Source organism: Moheibacter sediminis, from assembly GCF_900176425.1.
Classification (GTDB): domain Bacteria; phylum Bacteroidota; class Bacteroidia; order Flavobacteriales; family Weeksellaceae; genus Moheibacter; species Moheibacter sediminis.
In genome coordinates, this window is the sequence record NZ_FWXS01000001.1 from 1 (window position 1) to 20,956 (window position 20,956).

General features: G+C 36.3%; 19 protein-coding genes. 13 read left to right on the forward strand and 6 right to left on the reverse strand.

Features of this window, described 5'->3' with window-relative positions; genetic code table 11:
* Positions 1–196 precede the first annotated feature (196 nt).
* Positions 197–940 (reverse strand): head GIN domain-containing protein, encoded by a 744-nt coding sequence (locus B8977_RS00005; protein WP_084015217.1) that lies wholly within the window; start codon positions 938–940, stop codon positions 197–199.
* 16 nt (positions 941–956) lie between these two features.
* A complete protein-coding gene (locus B8977_RS00010) occupies positions 957–2,045 on the reverse strand; it encodes an acyloxyacyl hydrolase (protein ID WP_084015219.1) in 1,089 nt (362 codons plus the stop codon).
* Positions 2,046–2,136: 91 nt separating this feature from the next.
* Between B8977_RS00010 and B8977_RS00015 the strand changes: the two genes are divergently transcribed.
* The gene (locus tag B8977_RS00015; protein ID WP_084015221.1) at positions 2,137–3,282 is read left to right on the forward strand and encodes a cystathionine gamma-synthase; all 1,146 of its coding nucleotides are present in this window, start codon (positions 2,137–2,139) and stop codon (positions 3,280–3,282) included.
* A gap of 197 nt (positions 3,283–3,479) precedes the next feature.
* On the opposite strand, the gene B8977_RS00020 is transcribed toward B8977_RS00015, so the two are convergent.
* Positions 3,480–4,454, reverse strand: coding sequence for a Gfo/Idh/MocA family protein (locus B8977_RS00020; RefSeq protein WP_084015223.1), 975 nt, complete (start codon positions 4,452–4,454; stop codon positions 3,480–3,482).
* Positions 4,447–5,496 (reverse strand): hypothetical protein, encoded by a 1,050-nt coding sequence (locus tag B8977_RS00025; protein WP_084015225.1) that lies wholly within the window; start codon positions 5,494–5,496, stop codon positions 4,447–4,449. Before B8977_RS00025 ends, B8977_RS00020 begins: the two co-directional genes overlap by 8 nt.
* A 187-nt stretch (positions 5,497–5,683) precedes the next feature.
* On the opposite strand from B8977_RS00025, the gene B8977_RS00030 reads away from it, so the two are divergent.
* From B8977_RS00030 to B8977_RS00040, 3 genes are read left to right on the forward strand one after another with little or no spacing between them, the layout of a single operon-like run.
* The gene (locus B8977_RS00030) at positions 5,684–9,259 is read left to right on the forward strand and encodes a trifunctional MMPL family transporter/lysophospholipid acyltransferase/class I SAM-dependent methyltransferase (protein WP_143736257.1); all 3,576 of its coding nucleotides are present in this window, start codon (positions 5,684–5,686) and stop codon (positions 9,257–9,259) included.
* Positions 9,243–10,781, forward strand: coding sequence for a phytoene desaturase family protein (locus B8977_RS00035; protein ID WP_084015229.1), 1,539 nt, complete (start codon positions 9,243–9,245; stop codon positions 10,779–10,781). The genes B8977_RS00030 and B8977_RS00035 overlap by 17 nt, the downstream gene beginning before the upstream one ends.
* A 17-nt stretch (positions 10,782–10,798) precedes the next feature.
* Positions 10,799–11,158, forward strand: coding sequence for a cupin domain-containing protein (locus B8977_RS00040; RefSeq protein ID WP_084015231.1), 360 nt, complete (start codon positions 10,799–10,801; stop codon positions 11,156–11,158).
* Between the two features lie 9 nt (positions 11,159–11,167).
* On the opposite strand, the gene B8977_RS00045 is transcribed toward B8977_RS00040, so the two are convergent.
* Positions 11,168–12,253 carry a mannose-1-phosphate guanylyltransferase gene (locus B8977_RS00045; RefSeq protein ID WP_084015233.1) on the reverse strand — a complete coding sequence of 362 codons (1,086 nt, stop codon included), beginning with the start codon at positions 12,251–12,253 and terminating at the stop codon, positions 11,168–11,170.
* Positions 12,253–12,846, reverse strand: coding sequence for a SprT-like domain-containing protein (locus B8977_RS00050; protein ID WP_143736258.1), 594 nt, complete (start codon positions 12,844–12,846; stop codon positions 12,253–12,255). Before B8977_RS00050 ends, B8977_RS00045 begins: the two co-directional genes overlap by 1 nt.
* Before the next feature lie 50 nt (positions 12,847–12,896).
* Here B8977_RS00050 and B8977_RS00055 point away from each other — a divergent pair, with 50 nt between their 5' ends.
* The 9 genes from B8977_RS00055 to B8977_RS00095 all read left to right on the forward strand — a co-directional run bounded on the left by B8977_RS00055 (position 12,897) and on the right by B8977_RS00095 (position 20,933).
* The gene (locus B8977_RS00055; protein WP_084015945.1) at positions 12,897–13,646 is read left to right on the forward strand and encodes an MlaE family ABC transporter permease; all 750 of its coding nucleotides are present in this window, start codon (positions 12,897–12,899) and stop codon (positions 13,644–13,646) included.
* Complete coding sequence (locus B8977_RS00060; RefSeq protein ID WP_084015235.1) at positions 13,646–14,434, forward strand: ABC transporter ATP-binding protein; 789 nt, start codon at positions 13,646–13,648, stop codon at positions 14,432–14,434. The genes B8977_RS00055 and B8977_RS00060 overlap by 1 nt, the downstream gene beginning before the upstream one ends.
* Before the next feature lie 44 nt (positions 14,435–14,478).
* Positions 14,479–15,093 (forward strand): outer membrane beta-barrel protein, encoded by a 615-nt coding sequence (locus tag B8977_RS00065; protein ID WP_084015236.1) that lies wholly within the window; start codon positions 14,479–14,481, stop codon positions 15,091–15,093.
* A gap of 130 nt (positions 15,094–15,223) precedes the next feature.
* The gene (locus B8977_RS00070) at positions 15,224–15,928 is read left to right on the forward strand and encodes a tetratricopeptide repeat protein (RefSeq protein WP_084015237.1); all 705 of its coding nucleotides are present in this window, start codon (positions 15,224–15,226) and stop codon (positions 15,926–15,928) included.
* Positions 15,918–16,394: a 6,7-dimethyl-8-ribityllumazine synthase gene (gene ribH, locus B8977_RS00075; RefSeq protein WP_084015238.1), complete on the forward strand. Its 477-nt coding sequence runs from the start codon at positions 15,918–15,920 to the stop codon at positions 16,392–16,394. Before B8977_RS00070 ends, ribH begins: the two co-directional genes overlap by 11 nt.
* Before the next feature lie 139 nt (positions 16,395–16,533).
* On the forward strand, positions 16,534–18,312 hold the full coding sequence (gene mutL, locus B8977_RS00080) for a DNA mismatch repair endonuclease MutL (protein ID WP_084015239.1): 1,779 nt from the start codon (positions 16,534–16,536) through the stop codon (positions 18,310–18,312).
* A gap of 3 nt (positions 18,313–18,315) precedes the next feature.
* Positions 18,316–19,071 (forward strand): rhomboid family intramembrane serine protease, encoded by a 756-nt coding sequence (locus tag B8977_RS00085; RefSeq protein ID WP_084015240.1) that lies wholly within the window; start codon positions 18,316–18,318, stop codon positions 19,069–19,071.
* Between the two features lies 1 nt (position 19,072).
* Positions 19,073–19,912, forward strand: a complete 840-nt coding sequence (locus B8977_RS00090; protein WP_084015241.1) for a rhomboid family intramembrane serine protease — start codon at positions 19,073–19,075, stop codon at positions 19,910–19,912.
* Positions 19,905–20,933: an endonuclease/exonuclease/phosphatase family protein gene (locus B8977_RS00095; protein WP_084015242.1), complete on the forward strand. Its 1,029-nt coding sequence runs from the start codon at positions 19,905–19,907 to the stop codon at positions 20,931–20,933. The genes B8977_RS00090 and B8977_RS00095 overlap by 8 nt, the downstream gene beginning before the upstream one ends.
* Positions 20,934–20,956 lie beyond the last annotated feature (23 nt).

The following is a 20,956-nucleotide window of genomic DNA, read 5'->3' on the forward strand; positions in this document are numbered from 1 at the left end:
CACGGCAGGATGCCGCTAAGCGATAGGTTGGTTCTCATAATCTTAGTTTTAACGAATTCCAAACTTAATTAATTATGTTAAGGAAAACAAAAAAAATAGCAGATTATTGTATAAAAAATTAATTGATAAAAATACCTAAATACAGGAAATTCGGCTCCTGAGGATATTTTGGAATATTAAAAATTATATGAATTCATTAAGGATAAACCACTTGCCCTGTATAAAGCTGCTCAACATTTACTATTGGAGGGAAATTCTTCAAAACTAAATTTCCTGTGCTGTAAAGTGTTCCTGAAATCTTTTCTGTTGGGTAAACAATCATATCATTGGTACTTCTGTGGAAGACATTTATTTTTTTTGCAATTAAATTTTGTGCTTCGAGCCTGCCATTACTTCCCCAGAAATTTACGTTTAGGTTTTCTGTATTTCCTTTGATTTTAAAAACGGAAGAAACATTTTCATGGATGGTCAAATTTTGATTGTTTATTTCTAAATCAAATACACTGGAAGGCACATCTTCGCTTAAAGTTCCCGACTCCAAAGTCAAGTCCGGGAAATGCAACATGCCTTCTGAATGAATCGAAAACTGCGAGGCCGAATAAATCTTTTCCAAAACAGGCGTCGAAACATAAACTTTTGCAATACTCACATTCCGGAACATATGACAACCGCTGTTGTCTTTTACAAATAATTCGCCGTTTATAACTTCAAACGTTACGTTGCTAATTAAGTTTTTGCCTGCCGTAACCGTTACTTTTTGTTGGTCAGATTCTTTTATAATTAATTCAACTCCTTTTGAAATGTGGATTTTGGAGAAATTTTCTACCGAAATCACTTCAGTTATTTGTTCTCCCTGCTTTTTGAAACAGTCTGAGCCTTCTTCTGAATTGCACCCAGAAAAACAAAATATTATCAAAAACAGAAATCCAATACCTTTCATAAATTTTACTTTTGCCTTATAACCTCACTCCTACCGAAAACTCCATCGCTTCTGCTTTAGAGAAATGTGTTTTCAAACTTGTTCCTGCAAAGAATTCTTTCCAGAAATAATATTTCAAACCTAATCTTTGATACAGGGCTGTATTGGCTTCGTATTCATCCAAAACATAAAAACCTAACTGTCCTTCGAAAGACAATCGGTTGATGAACAATTCATACCCGGCAAATAGTCCAATTCTGGTAGAATTCAAATCGGGATTTATATTTAATTCAGGAAAAGCAATCGACATATACTTTATTTCATTTTTGTACATAGGAGAAATAAAAACATCTACACCAGCCTGTACTGCGCTTGATTTTGTAAACCTTTTATCCGCATAAGCCGAAATAAAATAAAATGGATATTGGCCCGTGCCGATGACACGGCTTTCCTGCACGCCGCTTCGCAATGCCAAATTAAATTTAATCGGTTCTGTATAAGTAGAATCTTTCATTCGTAGAATGAGTTCTCTTTCATTTTTTGAATCGAGCACGTAATTAATTCCGACATTTGCCCCGACAGTATTGGTACTCGTATTGGGTGATTTCATTGTGCCATTGGAATGATGAATGAGAAACGCTCCTGCTTGTATTCCAAATCCATCGATGATGTTTTCTTTTTTGTAATTCAACATGAAATAAGAAGAGGGCATCAAATGTGTACTGTAAGCGACATTTCGGTAATTTTCTTCTTTGTCATACGGATTGGTATTGTAAGCTACGCCCTGCCCTATTCTCAACATTAAATTTCTTTTGAGGAAATAAAAATTGTAATGCAAAAACAAACCGTACATATCACCCAGCGACTTATTTTTATTGTTTTGAAAATGAAATGAAACACCGAAATCGGGATAACTGAACCTTGACTCCCACTCTTTTTCGCCAAATGTTTTCTGATTTACCGCCACAAAAACACCTTCCGGATGGTCTGTAATCAAATGCTGAATCTTTTGGCTGTGCGGCAAAATGCTTCCATAGAAATAATTCACATCTGCTGTATATTGCTTCTGTTGTGCTAAACAAACATAAGAAATGGAAATCAGTAATATTAGAATCCTATTTTTCATAGATTTAAGTTCCCAAATATAAACAAAAGTTAAAACGTCTGCTCATTTATCAATTCTCTGTAAGTTTGCAACGCAGACAAATTAATTCAAAATGAAATTCAATACCAAAACCATACACGGAAATCAACAGCATGATCCTTCAACAGGCGCTGTGATGACACCGATTTACCAAACTTCAACTTTCGCACAAAGCAGTCCGGGCGTACACAAAGGATACGAATATTCGCGCGCTGCGAACCCGACTAGAACGGCATTGGAAAATGCACTCGCAAGCATCGAAAACGGAACGCATGGATTTGCTTTCGGTTCAGGATTGGCTGCGACGGACAGTGTTTTGAAAATGCTCAATCCCGGTGATGAAATCATCGCCATCGATGATTTGTATGGTGGTTCGTACCGTATGTTTACGCGTATTTATGAAAAATATGGATTGAAATTCCACTTTGTGGACATGACAAATCCTGAAAATATTTTAGATAAAATTAATTCCAACACCAAATTGATCTGGGTTGAAACACCGACCAATCCTTTGATGAAAATCGCTGACATCGAAGCGATTTGCAATTTGGTGAAAGGAAAAAATATACTGGTTGCGGTGGACAATACTTTTGCCTCTCCTTATCTGCAGCGTCCGTTGGATTTGGGTGCTGATATTGTGATGCATTCCGCTACGAAATATCTGGGCGGACATTCAGATGTGGTTGCCGGAGCATTGATTGTGAAAGATCCGGAATTGGCTGAAAAAATTCATTTCCAGTTGTTTGCCGGCGGCGGAATTTTAGGACCACAGGATTCTTATCTGGTTTTGAGAGGAATCAAAACTTTGCATGTGAGAATGCAAAGGCATTGTGAAAACGGAAAAGCGGTTGTAGAATTTTTAGCAAATCATCCTAAAATTGACAAGGTTTTCCATCCGGGACTGACTTCTCATCCGAACCATGAAGTGGCTAAAAAGCAGATGAAAGATTTCGGGGGAATGGTAAGTTTTACCTTTAAATCGGGTAAACAGGAAGATGCAGCGAAGTTTTTGAAAAGCCTGAAAGTGTTTACACTAGCGGAAAGTTTAGGTGGTGTGGAATCTTTGGCCAACCATCCGACGACGATGACACATGCTTCTATCCCTGCTGAAAAACGCGCTGAAAAAGGAATCACAGATGATTTGGTGCGATTGAGTGTCGGCATCGAGGACATCGAGGATTTGCTTGCAGATTTGGAAAATGCTTTGGGTCTTCTTTAAATAAATTTAAAATAGAAATAATCAGGGAGACGGATAATTATCCGTCTCTAGTTTTTTATAACAAATTGAAATTATTATAACGCTTTGCGCCCGGGATGAAGGCATTTCCTTCGGCAGTTCGCTTCACTCGTGTGTCTGAGCTCTTCCCGTTTTTCTCGGGAAAACGAGTGCCGCCAGCCCGATAAGGCGCCCAAATTTTAATCTTGTTTAATCTCTGCTAAATTGTAAGATTCTTCGATGAACTGAACCAATCTTATTGCGTGGTGACCGTCTAGCACGGAGCTGCGGTTCTCAGCAATGGCTTCCACGATTTCGGCGATGGCTTTGGGGTGGAAGTTTTTGACGGTGGTGGAAAGGTTTTTCTCAGAACAAACTACGTTTTTGAGGTTGCTGTATTTGAGTTCATTGAGGTATTGGTCTCCGATTTTGAGGGTTCCTTTTTCGGCAATGATGACGATGCTGCTTTCGTAATTGGTTTCGTATGTGGAGGTCGTGAAAATCATATTTCCTGCTGCTTCATTGGCTTTAAAATCGAGTTTTCCGCTGTCGGCAAACTCGGTAATCCCTTGGTGGTTGAAATTGTAAAAAGATGAATTGGTACAAGTTACCTCATCGAACCAATAATTTACAATATCTATAAAATGGGAAAACTGCGTGAATAGAACTCCGCCGTCCATTTCGTTGGTGCCGTGCCACTCGCGGGTTTTATAATAGTTCTTGTTACGGTTCCAGTAACATTGGATGTTGACCATATAGATTTCTCCCAAACAATTGTTTTCCAAAAGTTGTTTCACATAAGAAACGGGCGGGGAGAATCGCAGCTGCATAGAAGAAAAAACGCGAAGTCCTTTGCTTTCTGCAACGGTCAGGATTTCCTGTGCTCGATCCGTGGTAAGCGCCATGGGCTTTTCTATCAGCACATGTTTTCCTGCATTTAAGCAGCGAACGGCGTGTTCGCGATGAAGTCCGTTGGGTGTTGCGATGATGACTACGTCGGTTTCGGTGTCTTCTGTAAGAAAGCTTTCTAAAGTGGTATAGGTTTTCACGTCTAAATCTTCGTCCTGAAGATTCATATCGATGATGGATATGAGTTCCGCTCCTATTGTTTCTTCTATTGCCTGTCTGTGAACTTTGCCGATGTGTCCGTAGCCTAATAGGGAAAATTTAAGCATTTGGATTTCTTCTTCTTTGAGAATAAATATCTAGGTATTTGTTGAATTGAATAGCTAAAATAACGATTGATGCTAAAACGAATCCGATAAGTGCATATTTCAATACCGGATTGTGAATAACGGACTCATCTTTGGAAATTCTTAAATTAGAAATCACGGTGATTCCTCTTTCTGCTTCGGATTTCATGCGCTGGATACCAAAAAGTCTTTTTGTGAGTTTCTCTGAATGGTATAATAATTCACCTTCTACGTTTCCTCTGGAAGCTGTATTTACCAATACTTGTTCGGATGTTGCAGGATTTGTGTTTTTAGCTGCAGTTGCTCTATTGAACATTAAACTGTCAATCGCATTTAAATCAGTTTGAACTTCTTTTTCCAAAACAGTTAAAGCTTTATATTTTGCTTGCTGTTCATTTTTTATAGAAGAAAGATTATTAAAATAATTGATGAACTTTTCTTGAATTTCACGGGCATTTACATCTCCACTTGTGGAAATTACAATTTTCTGCAAAGGATAATCGACTTTGTCAATATTATTTTTAAACCCTTTTATATCATAATTTTGATAGTATAACGTATCTGTTTCATAGCCTCTAATAGTTGCAGTCTCAATTTGTTGGAAATAGTTTTGAATCTCGTCTTCTAATTTTGGTATAGGAGATATCGTCAGAGATCCTATTTTGGTATTTGTCAATCCAATTTCTTTCACTGCTTGATTGTTGGTAGCACCATTATTTACCTCTACTGCATAAGAATAAAGTTCATAATTTCCTATAGGATTGGTTCTGACAACCATCTCATATTTTTTATGGTCGTTTGAAGCCATTGCCGGTTCAATGAATTTTCCATAAACAATACCTAAGACAACAAGTCCTACAACTATAATCCAGTATTTTTTGAGAAGTAATATAAAATCGATAAATACTTCGACAATTCTCCATAATCCTAAGAAAAAAGATTTTACTCCGTTTTTGAAATAATTCAATAACCTGATCAAATCTACTTCCTCCTGATTATTGTTTTTATTAAATTCCTGACTCATTTTTTAGTAAAATTTGGGTAAATATAACTTATATAATTTATTGGGTAAAATCATTAGCAACTGTAAACAGTCAGATTTTAAGCGGTACAAATTTATATATTTGCTTTGATTTATAGCTGATTTAGGTTTGATACTTTTTTTTCTTTCGATTTATATATTTTTTAAAACACGAAAACTTCCTTTTTTTGTGGGAGTTATTGTGGTTTTTGGACTGCTTGGCTATTGGGCTTCGCGTATCAGTTTCGAGGAAGATATTTCGAAATTAATTCCCTCTGCTGAGGATTCACAACAAATCAATAAAGTACTCCAAAACACCAATTTCGCAGACAAAATTATCGTCAATGTTTCAACTTCAGATTCGATTCATCCAGGGGAATTACAAAATTACGCTGATGAACTCGATAGTCTGCTGCAAAAAGATTCGGCATACATTGGAAAACTCCAATCCAAGTTTGAGGACGATCAAATGTTCGACTTGCTGGATTTCGTTTCAGCTCATCTCCCCCTCTATCTCGAAGATTCGGATTACACAAAAATTGATTCTCTTTTACAGCCTGATTTGATCAAACAGAAAGTTGGAGATTCTTATCATTCCATCGTTTCTCCGTCGGGAATGATTACGACAGAAATGATCCGTTCAGATCCATTTGGCATTTCTTTTTTGGCTTTGAATAAATTCCGAAGATTGCAGTCTGGTGATAATTTCAGTTTGAAAGATGGTTATTTAATCCATGAAAACGGGAAAAATCTTTTCGTTTTCGTTTCTCCCAAAGCCAAAGCCAATGAAACGTCGCAAAATGCTTTTTTGGTTGAATCTTTAAATTCAAATATAAATTTCCTGAATTCAAAATACAAAAATGTCAAAGCCGAATATTTTGGTGCGACGCCCGTTTCTGTTGCCAATGCGAAACAAATCAAAAACGATATAATCCTCACGCTAAGTATTTCCTTGGTTTTGCTTTTTGCGCTGTTCATTTATTTTTACCGAAAATTCAGCATTCCGTTTATCATTTTGATTCCGGCGATTTTTGGAAGTTTATTGGGAATTGTCATTTTGTACCTCATCAAAGGAACAATTTCGGCAATTTCAATCGGAATAGGATCGGTTTTATTGGGATTGACGTTAGATTATTCGCTCCACATTTTGAGCCATTACCGAAGCACAGGCGACATCAAAAAACTTTTTCAAAGCACCACCAAACCTCTGATTGTCTGCGCAGTTTTTACGGCTGCTGATTTTTTGTGTCTGCTTTTTCTGCATTCCGATGTGTTGAAAGATTTGGGCGTTTTCGCAGCGGTGAGCGTTTTGGGAGCGGCGTTTTTTGCATTGATTTTTGTTCCGCAGGTTTATTCACCGAAGAATTCAATTGAATTCAAACAAAACACCATCATCGACAAACTTTCCCGATATGATTTCAGTAAAAACAAATGGTTCTTGGGAATTTCTGTTTTGTTGATTCTCATCAGCTTATTTACCTATAAAAATGTGGGATTTGAAAATGATTTGAACAAATTGAATTTCTTTCCGAAAGATTTAAAAACTGCCGAAAATAATTTGGATAAATTAAATAATTATTCATCCAAATCTATTTATATAGCGGCTTATGGAAAAGATTACGAAGCCGCTTCCAAAGCCAATTCTGAATTATTTGAAAACTTAAAAAATTTAGAATCAAACAAAGAAATTCTGACTTTTAATTCGATTGGTGGAATTGCACTTTCGGAAGAAAAACAAATAGAAAAAATCAAACAATGGGATGAATTCTGGACGCCTGAAAAAATTGAATCCCTTCAAAATCAAATGATTTCTGAAGGAAAAAAGTTTGGATTTAAGGAAAATACATTTCAACCATTTTTTGCGAAATTGAATGAAACTTATTCTTCTGAAAATTTAAGCCAAAATGAACTTTTGAAAAATCTATTTTTGGATGAATTTGTTTCAAACGAAAAAGATTTCACAACGATTACTTCGATTATCAAAACGGAAAACCCAAACACAGAAAAACTTATCAATGAGCTTTCAGCAAAAAATGAAAACGTTTTGGTCATTGATCGAAAACATTTGTCTGAAACATTTCTTTCCAATCTGGAAGCGGATTTCAACAAATTATTTTTCATTTCTTCGATTGTTATTTTTGTTATTTTGATGTTATTTTTCCGTTCGTTGGAATTAACCCTCATCACAAACATCCCGATTTTTGTCGGCTGGCTCGTCACGCTCGGAATGATGGGACTTTTCGGGTTAAATTTCAATGCGTTTAATATCATCATCACGACTTTGATTTTTGGACTGGGTGTTGATTATTCGATTTTCGTCACGCGCGGACTGATTGAAAAATACACGTATGGAACCGATGAAATGGCGGCATTCCGATCCGGAATTTTGATGTCGGCTTTGGCGACGATTTTGTGTTTTGGTGTATTGGTTTTTGCGAAACATCCTGCGATTTATTCGATTTCCTGGATTCCGATTATCGGACTTTGTGTTGTAGTTTTGATGTCATTTACCATCCAACCATGGCTGTTCAATTTTTTCATTCAAAAACCTCAGGAAAAAGGAAATACGCCGCGAACTATTTTTAATATCATCATGACTTTCGGAACTTTTGGATATTTCTTTGTGGCAGGATTTTTATTAAATATTCTCGCCCAAATTCTTCTGCCAATCGCCCCAGTCAGCAAAAAGAAAAAATTTAAATTTTTCCATAAAACGGTTCATTTGTATTTCAAAACTTTGATTCATGGAACGCCATTTGTGAAAATTAAAATCATTGGAAAAGAAAATTTAAACTTTGACAGACCGCGAATTATCATCGCCAATCATACTTCACAGCTCGACACACCTACTTTGGGAATGATTCATCCGAAATCGATTTTTATGGTCAATAACCGTGTTCTGAATTCAAAATTCTTCGGAAAAGCTATTCAAATGGCTGGATTTTATTCGGTTTCTGATAATTATGAAGAAGGCTTAGATGGTTTGCGCGAAAAAATTCGGCAGGGTTATTCGATCATCATTTTTCCAGAAGGAACGCGCTCCAGAACCTCTGCCATTCAGCGTTTTCACAAGGGTGCATTTTTCCTGGCGAATGAACTAAACTTAGAAATTTTACCCGTTTTGGTATGTGGAAATGCAGATTTGCTTCCGAAAAATGACAATGTTTTGAAATCGGGTAAATTAACAATCGAATACCTTCCTTTGATCAAACCTGATGATGAGAATTTTGGGAAAACGCATTCGGAACGAACTAAAAAAATCAGCACATATTTCAAAGAAAAATTCATTGAATTGAAAAGAGTTGATGAAGATGAAAATTATTTCAAAAACAAACTGAGATTCAATTATTTATATAAACCAAGATACATTCAGAAAGAATTCAATGCTGAATTTAATTTAAACAAAAAAACCTATCATAAACTATTGAATTTAATTCCTGTAAAAGGAAAAATTCTGCACTTGGGTTGTGGTTATGGTGTTTTGGATTTCCTTTTGGTTTATGATTCTGCGCGTAGAAGTGTTGTCGCTTGGGATGCCGATGCTGAAAAAATAACAATCGCTCAAAATACCTTTACAGTCAATAGATTTCCGGTTGTGTTCACGGAAAATTTACCCGAAGAATTGAATAATTTTGAATTTGTAATTCTTCAAAATTCAGATGAATTGACAAGATTTGAAAATTTGGTTAATTTAGAGGATTGGCAAAATATTTTTGAGGAAAATGAATTAAGGATTTTCAGGAAAAAAAATGCAGGAAGAATTTGACATCATTATCATCGGAAGTGGATTGGGCGGTTTGGTCTGCGCCAATATTCTGTGCCGTGAAGGTTACAAAGTTCTTGTGTTGGAAAAAAACCAGCAATTCGGTGGAAATCTTCAGACTTTTTCCCGTGACAAAGTGGTTTTCGATACCGGTGTTCACTACATCGGTGCACTGCTTCCCGGACAAAATCTGCATAAATATTTCCATTATCTAGGAATTGCAGACCAACTCAAAATCCAGCAAATGGATTTAGATGGATTTGATTTGGTAACTTTTGATGAAGACGAAAATGAATATCCATACGCACAGGGTACTGAAAATTTTGTCCATCAATTGTCTCTATTTTTCCCGGAAGAAAAAGAAAGTATCCGTCGATATGTTTCTAAAATGAAAGAAGTTTGTGATAGTTTTCCGCTTTACAGATTGGATGCAGATGTTGATTATCTCTCAAAGGAAGAAATCATTCCACTGAAAGCGAGCGAAATAATCAACAGCATTACCGAAAACGAAAAATTGCGTGCGATACTTGCCGGAACTAATTTTTTGTATGCGGGAATCAAAGACAAAACTCCTTTTTACGTGCATGCGCTTTCGATCAATTCTTACATTGAAAGTTCTTGGAGGTGCTTGAATGGCGGAAGTCAGATTTCGAAACAACTGATCAAGCAAATTCGGAATTTAGGCGGATCAGTATTGAAACACAAGGAAGTAGATTCATTTGAAATCAAAGATGGTGAAGTGGAAGCAGTTACCACAAAAGATGGATTTACTTATAAAGGTAAACAGTTCATTTCCAACATTGATCCGAAAAAAACCATGTCTTTGATTAAAGGTTTTCCCATCAGAAAATCTTATTTGAGAAGAATCAAGGAATCAGAAGATACAATCTCATCATTCAGTTTGTACATCACTTTGAAACCGGAGTCTTTTCCTTATCTGAACAAAAATTATTACCATTACAAAAACGAATCAAAAGTCTGGGACAGTATCAATTACAAGCCTGAAAATTGGCCAGAAAGTTACATGGTTTCGTTTAATACGAAAAATGAAAATGATATCTGGACGGATGGTATAAGTGTTTTGACGTACATGCGTTACGAAGAAGTGAAACAATGGGAAAATTCGTTTAATACCGTTGCAGAAAAAGATTACAGAGGAGATGAATATGAAAAGTTCAAAGCAGAAAAAACGGAGATTTTATTGAATGAATTGGAGAAAAAATTTCCGAATCTGAGAGAATGTATTCTTTCCACTTATGTTGCGACACCATTAACTTACCGCGACTACATCGGTAGTGAAACAGGCTGTATGTATGGGTTTGTGAAAGATGCAAATTCGCCTTTGAAAACTTATCTTTCCCCTAAAACGAAAATCAAAAATTTGTTTCTGACAGGACAAAGCATTAATATGCACGGAATTTTGGGTGTAACTATTAGCGCAGTTTTGACTTGTTCGGAATTTGTGGGGAGAAAAGAGTTATTGGATAACATTAATCTGGCTTATCATCAAAAATTCAACCTTTAATACTTAAAAATATTTTCATGGAAAAAGTTAATATAGAAGAAAAATTATCCTTGTTTTCGGAGCATTGGTCTCCAAAAATTCTAGGTGAATTGAATGGTCAACATGTCAAAATTGCTAAATTTCTTGGAGAATTTACATGGCATAAACATGATCATGAAGACGAAATGTTTTATGTAATAAACGGAAATTTAAAAATAGAGTTTCGTGATAAAACTGTAGAATTATCTGCAGGCGAATTTTTAATCGTAACAAAAGGCACTGAACATAAACCTGTTGCAGAGAAAGAAGTTTCTGTAATGCTCTTCGAGCCTGCAACTACCTTAAATACAGGAAATGTTGAAAATGAATTAACCAAAAAGAACTTAGAAAGTTTGTAGAAATTAAAATCAAGTAAACTGTTCTCCTTTGTTCAACTTCAAATCGCTCACAAAAGTTTTAATCGTTTGGTCTTTGTCCATCGGACAGATTAAAAGTGCATTTTCAGTATCGACTACGATGTAATTTTCTAGACCATCAACAATTACAGCTTTATTTTGACTCGTGTAAATCAATGAATTTTTGGTGTTATAAGTCAAAATCGGTTTGCCTCTTTTGATATTTTTTTGCTTGTCTTTTTCTGAATTTTCATACAAAGATTTCCATGTTCCCAAATCTGACCAACCAAAAGAAGAAGGTATAACGTAAACATTTTCAGCCTTTTCCATGATTCCATTGTCGATAGAAATAAACTGAACGGTTCCGTAAACTCTTCTCATTTCTTCAATTCCTTCAGATGAAGAAAGCATTTTTTTGATGGTTTTGAATGAATCATACATGTCTGGCAAATTCTCTTTGAAAGATTTCAAAATTGTTTGTACGTGCCATATGAAAATTCCCGCATTCCATAAAAATTCGCCGGATTTATAAAAAACTTCAGCTAATTCGATTCCGGGTTTTTCGGTAAACGTTTTTACTTTTTTAAGTTCGCTGTCATTTTCTTCGTCTTCGATAAATTGGATATAGCCATAACCCGTATCTGGTCTCGTCGGCTGGATTCCAAGCGTGATTAATTTTTCTTCTTTTGCAGATTCTTCCAATGCAAAATTTAATTTTTCAATGAAAACCTTTTCATCCAAAATCACATGATCTGAAGGAGCAACTACGATTCTTGCTTCAGGATTTTTTTCATTGATGAGCATCGCCGCATAAAGATTACATGGCGCGGTATTCATACCCATTGGTTCGGCAATTACCTGTTCTGAAGAAAGTTTCGGCAACTGTTCCAGCGTCAAATCTACGTATTCATCCAATGTTACTACATAAATTTGATCTTGCGGAATGATTTTCACCAAACGGTCAAATGTCTGTTGCAAAAAAGTCCTGCCTGTACCTAATATATCGTGAAACTGTTTAGGGTAAGAAGTCGTGCTCAGAGGCCAAAATCTTGAACCTACACCACCTGCCATAATCACTGCGAAGTTATTGTTTTTCATCAATCAAAAATTTCATCTGCAATTGCACTTCCGCTTACCGTGTACAATTTTCCGGTTTGAATTTCCTTACAAAGATACCGTATTTTTCGTTTTTTTCCTCGTTCAAAAATTCTTTTCCCCAATCTGAATTTTTGGTTTTCCATCAGATTTTCTATGCGTTTGGACTCATCTTGTTCGATTTGAAATAAATTATTCATCAAAATTTTATCTGCATTCAAACTCGCTTTCGGTCGGACTGCATGTCTGTAAATTACTGGTCTTAACTCTTCAGGATAAACTTCAATAGATTCCAATAATAATTTTCCAAAAGTGAGTTTCCATTCCATTCCATGAGATTTCACACTTGATGAAAATTTAACCCTGACGAGCAGATGAGCGATTTCGTGTGTGAGCACAAAAAAGAAAGCTTCGGACGAAATGTCTTTGTTGACGGTAATCTCATGGGCATTGAATTCTCTTAAAAACCTGTAGTCGCCCAATTTGGTTTTGCGTGTATTTCTGATTTTGATTGTTAAATTTTCATTGTCTACCCATTTATTCACAAAAGTCAAAGCATCATGGGGAAGAAATGATTCAAAATGTTTGGATTTCATTAACGCAAGATAAAAAACTTACTCAGAAAAAAAATCCTAATTTTGCAACCATGTTGAAACTATTAGGGTTCATAGGTGCATACTTCATTTTTCTCGGAAAAGTTTTTAAAAAGCCACAGGGATTTAAAGTATTTTGGAAGCTCGTGATGCGTGAAATTTATGATTTGGGAATGAGTTCCGTGGGGCTTGTTGCTTTCATTTCACTATTTATGGGTGCCGTAACGGCGATCCAGATGGCACAAAATTTTCAGGGAGCGGACATTCCGGTTCCGGATTATTATATTTCTTATGCCACGAAAATGGTATTGATTCTGGAATTCTCCCCGACAATTATTTCCTTAATTCTTGCAGGAAAAGTTGGCTCATATATTGCATCGAGTATCGGAACGATGAGAGTTACTGAACAAATCGACGCTTTGGATGTAATGGGAATCAATGCGCCCTCGTTTTTGGTGCAGCCTAAAATCATCGCAGCTGTATTTTTCAATCCGATTTTGATTATGATTAGTATCGGAATGGGATTGGTCGGCGGATATTTAATTGGAGAAGCGACACAAATGTGGTCAACTTCAGATTATGTCATTGGTTTACAAATGCCTATGGCTGGAAAGATGTTTATCTATACTTTTGTAAAAACAATTGTTTTCGCATTTATCATCGCGACGCTTCCGGCTTATTACGGTTATTATGTAAAAGGTGGTTCGTTGGAAGTTGGTCGCTCCAGTACTTCTGCTGTTGTTTGGACTTCGGTGATTATAATCATTATGAATTTAATTCTAACACAAACGATCCTTAGCTGATGATAGAAATAAAAAATCTAAAAAAATCGTTTGACGATATAGAGGTTCTCAAAGGAATTTCAACCACTTTCGAAACGGGAAAAACAAATTTGATCATCGGACAAAGTGGTTCGGGAAAAACAGTTCTTTTGAAATGTTTGACGGGATTGATAACGCCTTCATCCGGAGAAGTTTTATTTGACGGAAACGATACGACGAAATACAATTTTCAGCAAAGACAGGAATTGAGAGGTGAAATCGGAACGGTTTTCCAGGGAAGTGCCTTGTTTGATTCTATGACGGTTTTGGAAAATGTAAGATTTCCGCTGGAGATGTTTTCAAAACTTTCCATGCGTGAAATGAACAAAAGGGCAGAAGAAGTTTTGGAAAGAGTAAATTTAACCAAAGAATCATTTACCAAGTTCCCAGCTGAAATTTCGGGAGGAATGCAAAAACGGGTCGCAATTGCACGTGCGGTTGTAAACAAACCGAAATATCTGTTTGCCGACGAACCCAATTCAGGATTAGATCCAAAAACTTCGATGGTCATTGATCAATTGTTGCACGAACTAACAGTGGAATACAACACTACCACCATCATCAATACCCACGACATGAACTCTGTGATGGAAATCGGTGAGAACATTCTTTTCCTAAAAGGTGGATTCAAAGAATGGGAAGGTGATAAAAATGAAATTTTGACTGCGGACAATGAAGCGGTCATCGATTTCGTTTATTCATCAAAGTTATTTACGAAGCTTCGAGAAGTTTTATTGAAAGAAAAATCTAATTCAACAAATAAATTCTAAAAATTATGAAATTGAAGATTTGCGAACACAAAAAACAAATAAACATGAATGTGAGAAAAAAATTAATGTTATTGGGATTTTCCCTTTTTGCAATCAACACTTTTGCACAAACTGTAGATTTCGGTCTGAAAGTGGGTATGGTTTATAATGCCGACAAAGGTGCTTTCAAAGCATTAAATGGCGCTATAGATGAAAAAGGCAAGGGGTCTGTAGGTTTTCAGGGTGGAGCGATGGTAAGAATAAAAGCTGGCGGAATTTATGTACAGCCGGAATTACTCTATACTGCTTTTAAAAATGAATTTGAAGAAGCTGGAGAAACTATTGATGTGAAAAAAAGCCGTTTGGACATCCCTGTAAACATCGGTAAGACGTTTGCAATGGGACTGGTTCAAATCCAAACTGGACCGGTTTTTTCATTGAACTTCGAAGATACAATCGATTCTGACGGAATCAATTTTCCTGATGCAACGGAACGTGACGAAATCGGCTTGGGATGGCAAATCGGAACGGGTGTAAATTTGAAAGGATTGAACATTGACTTGCGTTATGAGTTTGGTTTAAATAAAAATATTACGAAATACAACATCGCAGGAGCAGGCGAATTTCAAACGGAAAACCGTTCAAATTTGTTGAACCTTTCGGTTGGATATTTCTTCTAAATTAATTAGAAATTTAATCATACTAATCCTCAGAGAATTATAATTTCTCTGAGGATTTTTATTTTTACGCTTTTATTTTAGTTTGATTTCTTAAAAAACTCTATTTTTGCAGACTTGAAATTAAAATAAAATGGCGAAAGCAAATAAAAAACAGGAATATACAACTGAGAAAGTTCTTGACAGCCTCAACGAAACTGCGTACAAAGCAGAAAATTTCTTCGAAAAAAATTCTAAAATCATCATCGGGGTTTTCGGTGCGATTGCAATCGCTGCCATCGGATATTTTGTTTACCTGAAATATGTGTTGGAGCCAAAATCTGAACAAGCTTTTACCGAAATGGTTCAGGCAGATGAATATTTCAAACAAGACTCTGTATTGCTTGCATTGAAAGGAAGCCCGGGAAGTTTCATGGGTTATGAGCAAATTATCGAAAACTATAGCGGAACTGACGGTGCAAACATCGCTCGTTATAAAGCCGGAGTTGCTTATTACAAATTAGGAGATTTTGCTTCAGCAGTTTCTAATTTGGAAAAATTCAGTACAGATGACAACATTTTGCTTGCGCAGAAAAACGGTATGATCGGAAACGCTTTGGTTAATTCCAATAAAATTGCAGAAGGTTTGCCCTATTACGTAAAAGCGGCCGAAGGGACTGAATTGGAAGTTTTGCAAACGGTTTACTACACCAAAGCAGGACAAATCGCAATGCAGTTAGGGAAAAATGCTGATGCTTTGAAATATTTCCAGACATTGGCAGATAAATATCCAAATGCAAACAATGGAGAAGTAGAAAAATACATCGAAAGATTAAAATACGCTACAGGTGGCAACTGAAAATAAAAATTTATCCAATTACGATAAAACACAACTTCCAAATGCCGAGGCTTCCCGTTTCGGCATTGTTGTTTCCCAATGGAACAGCCACATTACGCACAATCTGCAGAAAGGCGCAATCGAAACTTTAATTGATTTAGGAGCGAAAGAAGAAAACATTTCTTCGCATGAAGTTCCGGGAAGCTTTGAATTAATTTATGGTGCAAATCAACTTTGCAAAAGGGGAGAAGTGGATGCTGTAATTGTAATTGGAAGTGTGATTCGCGGTGAAACTTCACATTTTGATTATGTGTGTGAGGGCGTGACGCAAGGCATCAAAGACCTCAATATCAAATACAACATTCCGGTTATCTTTTGTGTTTTGACGGACGACAACGAGCAGCAATCTCTTGACCGTTCTGGCGGAAAGCACGGAAACAAAGGAGTAGAAGCAGCTGTTGCTGCGGTAATCATGACGAAATTTTAACTAAAATTAATTCTAGAAAACAAAAAACCTCCGAATTGTTCAGAGGTTTTTTGTTTTGGTTTTCAATCAATTTTTTTATTAATTCAAATTGATTTTAAATTCTACCATTAACTTTCTACTTTTGCAACCTATGATTTCTATGGGAGATGTAATACAGCTATTGCCTGACCACGTTGCGAATCAAATCGCGGCTGGAGAAGTGGTGCAGCGTCCGGCTTCGGTTGTGAAAGAATTGATTGAAAATGCGGTAGATGCCAAAGCAAATTCCATTTCTTTAATCATAAAAGATGCAGGGCGTACTCTGATTCAGGTAAGTGACGACGGCGCAGGAATGAGCGTTACCGATTTGCGGATGGCTTTTGAACGTCATGCGACATCGAAAATCAGAACAACCGAAGATATCTTTTCCATTCAGACCAAAGGTTTTCGTGGCGAAGCTTTGGCTTCGATTGCGGCAGTAGCGCAGGTCGATGCAGTTTCAAAAAGAGATCAGGATGAAGTAGCAACGCGTTTGATTATTGAAGGCGGAGAAGTCAGAGACCAAGTACCGAGGGCTGCAAGAACCGGAACTTCTATTTCCGTCAAGAATTTGTTTTACAATGTTCCTGCAAGGCGTAATTTTCTTAAATCCAACCAAATAGAATTAAAACATATCCAAGATGAATTTTTAAGGGTTGCACTTGCGCATGAAGCCATCGAATTCAATTTTTACCACAACGATTCGGAATTGTATGTGCTGAAAAAAGGAAATCTAAAACAAAGAATCATTCAGGTTTTTGGTCGAAAAATAGAACCTCAGCTTGTTCCTGTGGCGGAAGAAACAGAAATCGTTTCGGTAAAAGGTTTTGTAGGAAAACCGGAAAGTGCCAAGAAGGCGAGGGGAGAGCAGTATTTTTTCGTGAACAATCGATTTATCAAAAACAATTACCTGCACAAGGCGATTGTGGATGCTTTTGAGCATTTGCTTCCGAACCAATATGTGCCTTCCTATTTTTTGTTTTTGGAAATTGATCCTTCTAAAATCGACATCAACATCCATCCGACCAAAACGGAAATTAAATTTGAAGATGAATACGCCATCTATGCGGTTTTGCGCGCGGCGGTGAAACATGCTTTGGGACAGTACAACATCACGCCTTCGCTCGATTTTGATCAAAATCCTGACTGGGCATTCATCCCTTCTGCACCGAAAGGAGGTACGATAAAAGCACCTGAAATCCATGTAGATAGAAATTACAATCCGTTTGAAACTTCGGCAAATTCCTACAAAGAAATTCAGGCTACGAATGATTTGTACAAATCTTTTTCTGAATTTGAATTGGAAAACAACCATCCTGAAACGATTTTGGACAAAGCAGATTTTGATTCGCTTGAAATTAATGCATTTCAATGGCAGAATAAATACATCGTCACCCACCACAAAGGTGAATTGCTCATCATCGACCAGCACCGTGCGCACCAATTGATTTTGTTTGAAAAATTGAAAAAATCAAGTACCGAAAATGCATTGAGCCAAAGGCTTTTGTTTCCGGTGGAAATCATTTCCAATGCTACTGAAATTTCGCAATTAAAAAATATAGAAACTGATTTGTTCCGGTTTGGATTTGATGTAGAATTTACAATAGATCAAATTTTAGTCAATGCGTTGCCGACAGAAGTTGAACCTGAAAATGTTCCAGGAATTTTTTCGGACTTTTTGACAGATTTGGAACTGCATGATAAAATCAGTTTTGAAGTTGAAATTGCAAAAATCCTCGCGAAAAACGTAGCCATAAAGAAAGGAGAAGGATTATTACCCGAACAGGCGAAGCACTTGGCACAACAATTGTTGACTTTAGGCGAACCCAATTTTTCACCTTATGGAAAGCCCGTTTTTGTACAAATATCCGAAAGTGAAATCATCAAGAAATTAAATTAAAATATGTTCAATCAGCCAATTCCAACCATAACCAAAAACCTTTTAATTATCAATGGATTATTTTTCCTCGCAACAATTGTTTTTGGCTCTCGGGGAATTGATTTAGGAAATATTTTAGGGGCATTTTATCCAGAATCTGTGAATTTCAAAGGATGGCAAATTGTCACGCATATGTTTATGCATGCGCCTTTTCCAAATATTTCACATATTTTGTTCAATATGTTTGCGTTGTGGATGTTTGGTTCAACTGTGGAAAATACAATAGGACAAAAGAAATTTTTGATTCTTTATTTTGTTGCAGGATTAGGTTCATTTGTGTTATTTAATTTCACCAATTATTTACAAGTCGAATCTCTAAAAGAAGTAGTTACCGCATCAGGCGTAAATGTTCCAGAACTTATCAAATCTTTGAAAGTTAGCACAGATGGAATGTACAATGTTCCAACTTCTGGTGATGTAGAAAAAACCAAAGAATTGATGGGTTATTATGTCACGCCAATGGTCGGCGCTTCAGGAGCGATTTATGGATTATTGGTTGGCTTTGCGGTGCTTTATCCGAATGCTAAGCTTGCATTGTTATTTTTTCCGGTTCCCATCGCAGCGAAATATTTCATTCCGGTAATGATTGCGATTGAATTTTATTTGGCAATTCAGAATTATGCTTGGAATCCTGTGGCACATTTTGCCCACATTGGCGGAGCGATTATAGGATTTTTGTTGGTTCGTGCATGGAAGAAAAATTTACATACCGGATATTAAAATGGACGTAATAGAACAATTAAAATACAATTTCAAAAATGGCGATGTAAGCATTCGGCTGATTTTTATCTGCGTCACGATTTTTATTGTAGATGCGATTTTTGGGTTGTTTGACGTACACATTAATTCTTATTTCAGCTTGGGAAGCGGATGGGAATCATTTATCCGTCAGCCTTGGGGGATTTTTACTTATTCATTTTTTCATGGAAATTGGATTCATTTAATTCTGAATATGTTAATGTTGTATGTGATGGGAAAATTTTTCCTGCGTTATTTCAGAAATCATGATTTACTTACATTTTACATTTTCGGAGCCATTTTCGGTGGAATTTTCTTTGTGTTTCTCTCACCGTTGATTGATGCTCCTGCGGTTCTTGTGGGTGCTTCGGCAGCCGTTTATTCGGTGTTTTTTGCATTGGTTTCTTATGTTCCCAAAATGAGGCTTCAATTGGCAATTGTCAACATTAATTTGCCTTTGGATTATCTGGCGTATGGATTGCTGGGATTTGATTTGATCATGATTTTGGTGGGGAATAATGTCGGCGGACACATTTCGCATTTGGGAGGCGCTGCATTCGGATTTTTGTACATGAAACAATTTGAAAAAGGAAATGATTTTTTGGGCAATTTTTTAATGAAATTAATTCCTTCAAAAAATTCACAAAAAACAAGAAGAACCGAAAGAGCAAAACCACCCAAAGATGATTATGAATTTAATGCGCAAAAGGTTGCTAAACAGAAAAAAGTAGATGCCATCCTCGATAAAATTTCGCGTTCGGGTTATGATACTTTGACCAAAGAAGAAAAAGATTTTCTATTCAAATCCGGGAAAAATGGCTAGAAAAAGCACATTTAGATTGACGGGGTTTGACCCTGTTTTCTTTATTTTCCATTTGCTTTTTTTGGGAATTACTTACACCATCTATCTTGCGCCTCACATTGCGCCTTCTACATTTCCCTATTTTGGGCTGATTCCTATTTTTTATTCACTTTTGGTATTGGGAAACATTTTTTTAATTTTTCTATTGTTTTGGAGGAGAATTGCTTACGCAATTTTATTTCTGATTCTTTCGACAGGATTATACCAGCCGCTTACAAAATCTTATCAATATTTTGGAAAAGAGGTTACTGTGGAACCGGATTTCAAAATGATTACATTCAATGCACATTATCTGAAACAAGATGGATTTGATAAATTCTTCAAAAAAGAAAATGCCGATTTAGTTGTTTTGCAGGAAGTTTACTGGCGAAATGATGCTTTTAATCAACTGAAAGATTCTACGTTTGGAGATTATTATCACGAGAAGCACTCAATCATCCAATTTTTTAGTAAATATCCAATCATCGAAACCAAGAAAATTCTTTCTGGCGAAAACGGAACAACTGCTTACGCGGCGTATGCCGATATCGATACCGGAAAAGACACCATTCGTATCATCAATGTTTATCTGGAATCTATGTTGATTGATAAAGGGTTGGTAAAAGAAACTTTGGATCAGGATATGGCTGAAGAAAATTCAAAGAAAATAGGAGGAAAGCTTACGCGTGGATTTCTTGAACATGAAAAACAAATTAAGATCCTGATTCCTTACATTACCAATTCCAAACATCCTGTTATACTTGCAGGAGACTTAAATTCTGCTCCAAATTCTTATGAATACCAGCAAATTATTTATTGGTTAAATGATGCTTATCCTGTTGTAGGAAAATCTGTGGGAACATCTTTTCATGAATTCAAATATCCGATTAGATTAGATTATATATTCCACTCAGATGAAATTCTTCCTGTAAAATACGATGTACTTCATGATGTAAAACTTTCTGACCATTATCCGGTTGTGGGGCATTTCAAATTGCCATAAAATTGTATATTTGACTCAAATCC